Origin of the sequence: Collinsella aerofaciens (assembly GCF_001404695.1) — a bacterium.
GTDB classification, from domain to species: Bacteria; Actinomycetota; Coriobacteriia; order Coriobacteriales; family Coriobacteriaceae; genus Collinsella; species Collinsella aerofaciens_E.
The window spans coordinates 1-4,182 of the sequence record NZ_CZAQ01000057.1; the positions used below are offsets into that span (position 1 = coordinate 1).

The 4,182-nt window shown below is 61.7% G+C and carries 4 protein-coding genes; all 4 read left to right on the plus strand.

What is annotated here, in order from left to right; all coding sequences use genetic code 11:
- Nucleotides 1-313: 313 nt before the first annotated feature.
- The 4 genes from AQ996_RS09325 to pstB are packed head-to-tail and all read left to right on the plus strand — an operon-like array spanning nt 314 to nt 3,974.
- Nucleotides 314-1,252, plus strand: a complete 939-nt coding sequence (locus tag AQ996_RS09325; RefSeq protein WP_055252648.1) for a phosphate ABC transporter substrate-binding protein — start codon at nt 314-316, stop codon at nt 1,250-1,252.
- Between the two features lie 25 nt (nt 1,253-1,277).
- Nucleotides 1,278-2,186 carry a phosphate ABC transporter permease subunit PstC gene (gene pstC / locus AQ996_RS09330; protein ID WP_055252651.1) on the plus strand — a complete coding sequence of 303 codons (909 nt, stop codon included), beginning with the start codon at nt 1,278-1,280 and terminating at the stop codon, nt 2,184-2,186.
- The gene (gene pstA, locus AQ996_RS09335) at nt 2,179-3,105 is read left to right on the plus strand and encodes a phosphate ABC transporter permease PstA (protein WP_082435615.1); all 927 of its coding nucleotides are present in this window, start codon (nt 2,179-2,181) and stop codon (nt 3,103-3,105) included. Before pstC ends, pstA begins: the two co-directional genes overlap by 8 nt.
- Nucleotides 3,102-3,974: a phosphate ABC transporter ATP-binding protein PstB gene (gene pstB, locus AQ996_RS09340; RefSeq protein ID WP_148315937.1), complete on the plus strand. Its 873-nt coding sequence runs from the start codon at nt 3,102-3,104 to the stop codon at nt 3,972-3,974. Before pstA ends, pstB begins: the two co-directional genes overlap by 4 nt.
- Nucleotides 3,975-4,182 lie beyond the last annotated feature (208 nt).

The window sequence follows — 4,182 nt, forward strand, 5'->3', positions numbered from 1 at the left end:
GGCCGTCGCGAGGAAGCGGCTCAGGGCGATATACGCCGTGATGCGCGACCGGGTGCCCTACCGGGAGTAGCCCCGACGGTTGACAAAACTATAGGAACACCCAATGACTACTTTCCTCTGGTGTAAAAGGCGGGTCATGCTTGGTGGCGGGTTTGTTATCCGTTTGTAAAGGCTGGGCAGAGCTTGCGGTAAGGGTCTATCAAATGTCCGTAAGAAACCGCAGATAAGGCGGTCGTCGCCCGATCGAGACCGTATCTTTCCAAACAGCAAAGCGGGCAGGGTGCCCGCGAGTCGCTTGTATGAAAGGAAGATCATGCTCGATCAGGCTTATTCTCGTCGTCAGTTCCTCGGCCTCGCTGGTGGTCTTGCCAGCATCGTCGGTCTCGGCCTCGTTGGCTGCGGTGGCTCCAACGCCGCCAACACCGCTGCTGAGGGTAGCGCCGCTGCCGCCGAGTCCGTCTCGGGCGAGGTGACCTACGACGGCGCTTCCTCGTTCCAGGCTCTCGTCGAGGCTGCTGCCGAGAAGTTCATGGATGCCAACCCGGACGTCTCCGTCTCTGGCTCGGGTAACGGTTCGGGCAAGGGCCTGACCGCTGTCGCCGCCGGCACAGTCACCATCGGTAACTCCGATGTCTTCGCCGAGACCAAGCTCGAGGCCGACCAGGTCAAGAACCTCGTCGACCACGAGGTCGCCGTCGTGGGCATGGGCCCCGTCGTCTCCAAGAACGTCAAGGTCGACGACCTGTCTCTCGAGCAGCTCAAGGGTATCTTCTCCGGCCAGATCACCAACTGGAAGGAGGTCGGCGGCGACGACGCCAAGATCGTCGTTCTCAACCGCAAGGCCGGCTCCGGCACCCGCGCCACCTTCGAGGCCGCCGTCTTTGGCGACGAGGCCGTCGACTTTAAGGGCGACGCCGAGCTCGACAAGTCCGGCGATGTCCAGACTCAGATGGGCAGCACCGACAACGCCATCTCCTACCTCGACTTCTCGCACTTCGATGACTCCAAGTTCAACGCCATCATGGTCGAGGGGGTCGAGCCCAAGAGCACAAACGTCACCGACGACTCCTTCAAGATCTGGGCGACCGAGCACATGTACTGTGCTAAGGACGCCGACGAAGCCACCAAGGCCTTCCTGGAGTTCATGCTTTCTGACGACGTCCAGGGCAAGCTCGTCGAGGAGCAGGGCTTTATTCCCGTTTCTGCCATGAAGGTCGTCAAGGACGCCAGTGGCAAGGTCTCCGCTAAATAAGTAATCGCCCCCGGAAAGGTTTGCAATGGCAAAACAGCTGCCAAAGCGCGAGCTTGAGAACGTGGGCCTGGGCGTCACGGGTGCGTGCGTAGCGCTCGTGACGCTTGTCGTTGCCGCGCTCATCTTTATGGTCGCCCAAAAGGGCCTCTCGGCTTTTTTCAAGGACGGCGTCTCGATCGTCGAGTTTTTTACCGGTACCAAGTGGGACCTGGCCAACACGGCCGAAAACGGCCTGCCCTACACTGGCGCCCTGCCCCTGATCGTCACCTCGTTTGCGGTCATGGTGCTCTCCACGCTCATCGCACTGCCCATCGCCATCGGCTCTGCCATCTTTGCGGTCGAGATTCAGCCTAAGTTTGGATCCAAGGTTTTTCAGCCGCTCATTGAGCTTTTGACCGGTATTCCCTCGGTCGTCTTTGGCCTGATCGGCTTTCACGTGGTCGTCGGCCTTATGAAGAGCGTTTTCCACGTGAGCACGGGTCTGGGTATCTTGCCCGGCGCTATCGTGCTGGCAGTCATGATTCTGCCGACGATGACCACGCTTTCGGTCGATGGCCTGCGCGCTGTGCCCGACAGCTACCGTCAGGGCTCGCTCGCGCTGGGCTACACCCGCTGGCAGACCATCTGGCACGTGGTGCTCAAGTCCGCCATGCCGTCGCTCATGACCGCGGTCATCCTTGGCATGACCCGCGCCTTTGGCGAAACGCTCGCCGTGCGCATGGTTATCGGCGGCATCGAGGCCATGCCGACGTCGCTGCTGTCGCCTGCCTCGACCATTACCACCACGCTCACCACGTCCATGGCGGTCTATGCCGAGGGCTCGGCCCAGGACGACGTTCTGTGGGCGCTCGGTCTGCTGCTGATGGGCATGAGCCTCATCTTTATCCTGATCATCCACCTTATCGGCCGCAAGGGGGCGAAGGCTCGTGGCTAGCACGCGCATCCACATCGACGAGGCGAGACTCGGGCGTGTCCAAAAGCAGGACCGCATCGCCACGGGCGTGCTGACGGCGATTGTCGCCATCGTCATGCTTATCGTCGTCTCCATGGTGGCCTACATCCTGTTCGAGGGTATCTCGACGCTGTTCCAGCCAGGCTTTCTCACGCAGCCCGCACGCGCCAACGGAACGCAGGGCGGCGTGCTCTACCAGCTGTTCGACTCGTTCTATCTGCTGCTGATCACCCTGATCATCTCGGTGCCCATCAGCCTGGGCGGCGCGGTCTTTTTGGTTGAGTACGCGCCCGATGGGCCTATTCGCGACATCGCCTCGACCGCCATCGAGACGTTGTCTTCGCTGCCCTCCATTGTCGTGGGCATGTTCGGCTTTCTGGTGTTCTCGGTGCAGCTGGGCTGGAAGTACTCCATCATCTCCGGCGCCGTCGCGCTCACCATGTTCAACATCCCCATCCTGGTGCGCGTGATTCAGCAGGCGCTCGAGGACGTGCCGCAGGCCCAGCGCGATGCGTGCCTGGCCATGGGCCTCACTCGCTGGGAGGCCACACTGCACATCCTGATTCCCGAGGCCATGCCCGCCATCGTGACCGGCATCGTGCTTTCGGCCGGCCGCGTGTTTGGCGAGGCCGCGGCGCTGCTCTTTACCTCGGGCATGAGCTCGCCGGTCCGCCTCAACTTCTTGAGCTTTAACCTGTCGAGCCCCACCTGCGCCTGGAACGTGTTCCGTCCCGGCGAGTCGCTGGCCGTGCACATCTACAAGATCTATGGCGAGGGCAGCCCCGAGGCCCAGCAGATCGTCTGGGGCACCGCGGCACTGCTGATGATTTGCGTGCTGCTGTTTAACGTAGTCGCCCGTATCGTGGGCAAGCAACTGGCAAGGAAGATGACGGCCGAATGAGCGATATGAATGCAACGCCCGCAACCGAGGCGGCCACGTCCGACACCCAGGACTTTCTGTCGAGCGTGGGGGAGAGCGAGAGGCGCGTGCGCGTGAGCGGCAAGGCCGTGAGCGACGAGGTCGTGCTCTCCGCCAAGGACGTCAACGTGTACTATGGCGACCACCATGCGCTGCACAATACGTCGCTCGACTTCCATAAGGGCGAGATCACGGCGCTCATCGGGCCTTCGGGCTGCGGTAAGTCGACCTTTTTGCGTAGCCTCAACCTCATGAATCGCGAGATTCGCCGCTGTCGCGTGGAGGGTGAGATCAGCTACCGCGGGCGCAACGTGAACACCAAGACCGAGAACACGTACGAGTTGCGTCGCTCCATCGGCATGGTGTTCCAGCAGCCCAACCCCTTCCGCAAGTCCATTCGCGACAACATCACCTTTGCGCCCAAGCGCCACGGCATCACCGACCGTGACGAGCTCGACCGCATGGTCGAGGAAAGTCTGCGCGGTGCCGCGCTGTGGGACGAGGTCAAAGACAAGCTCGACAAGAGCGCCTACGCGCTTTCGGGCGGTCAGCAGCAGCGTCTGTGCATTGCGCGCACGCTGGCGCTCAACCCCGACGTGATCCTGTTCGACGAGCCCTGCTCGGCGCTCGACCCCATCTCGACGTTGGCGATCGAGGACCTGATGTCGTCGATCGTTGCCGACCGTGCCATCGTCATCGTGACGCACAACATGGAGCAGGCATCGCGCGTGTCCAACCGCACGGCGTTCTTCTACATGGGCGATATGGTCGAGTACGACGAGACCGACGAGATTTTCCAACGGCCCAAGGATAAGCGGCTGAATGATTACCTCACCGGCATGTTCTCCTAGTCCGGGACATGCTTGAGGCCCGCGGCGGCCACGGTTGCCGTGGGACTGATTGGAGAGGCGGGTCATCTCTTTTGCGAGATGGCCTGCCTTTTTGCGTCGCGTGCTGGTGCGCTTGCCCAAAACCACCACAAAGGTGCCTGTGAACTGCGCCCCGAAACTTGGACTGAATAAATAGCGACTACGCCGCAAGGGCCCGGCTCCGGAACTC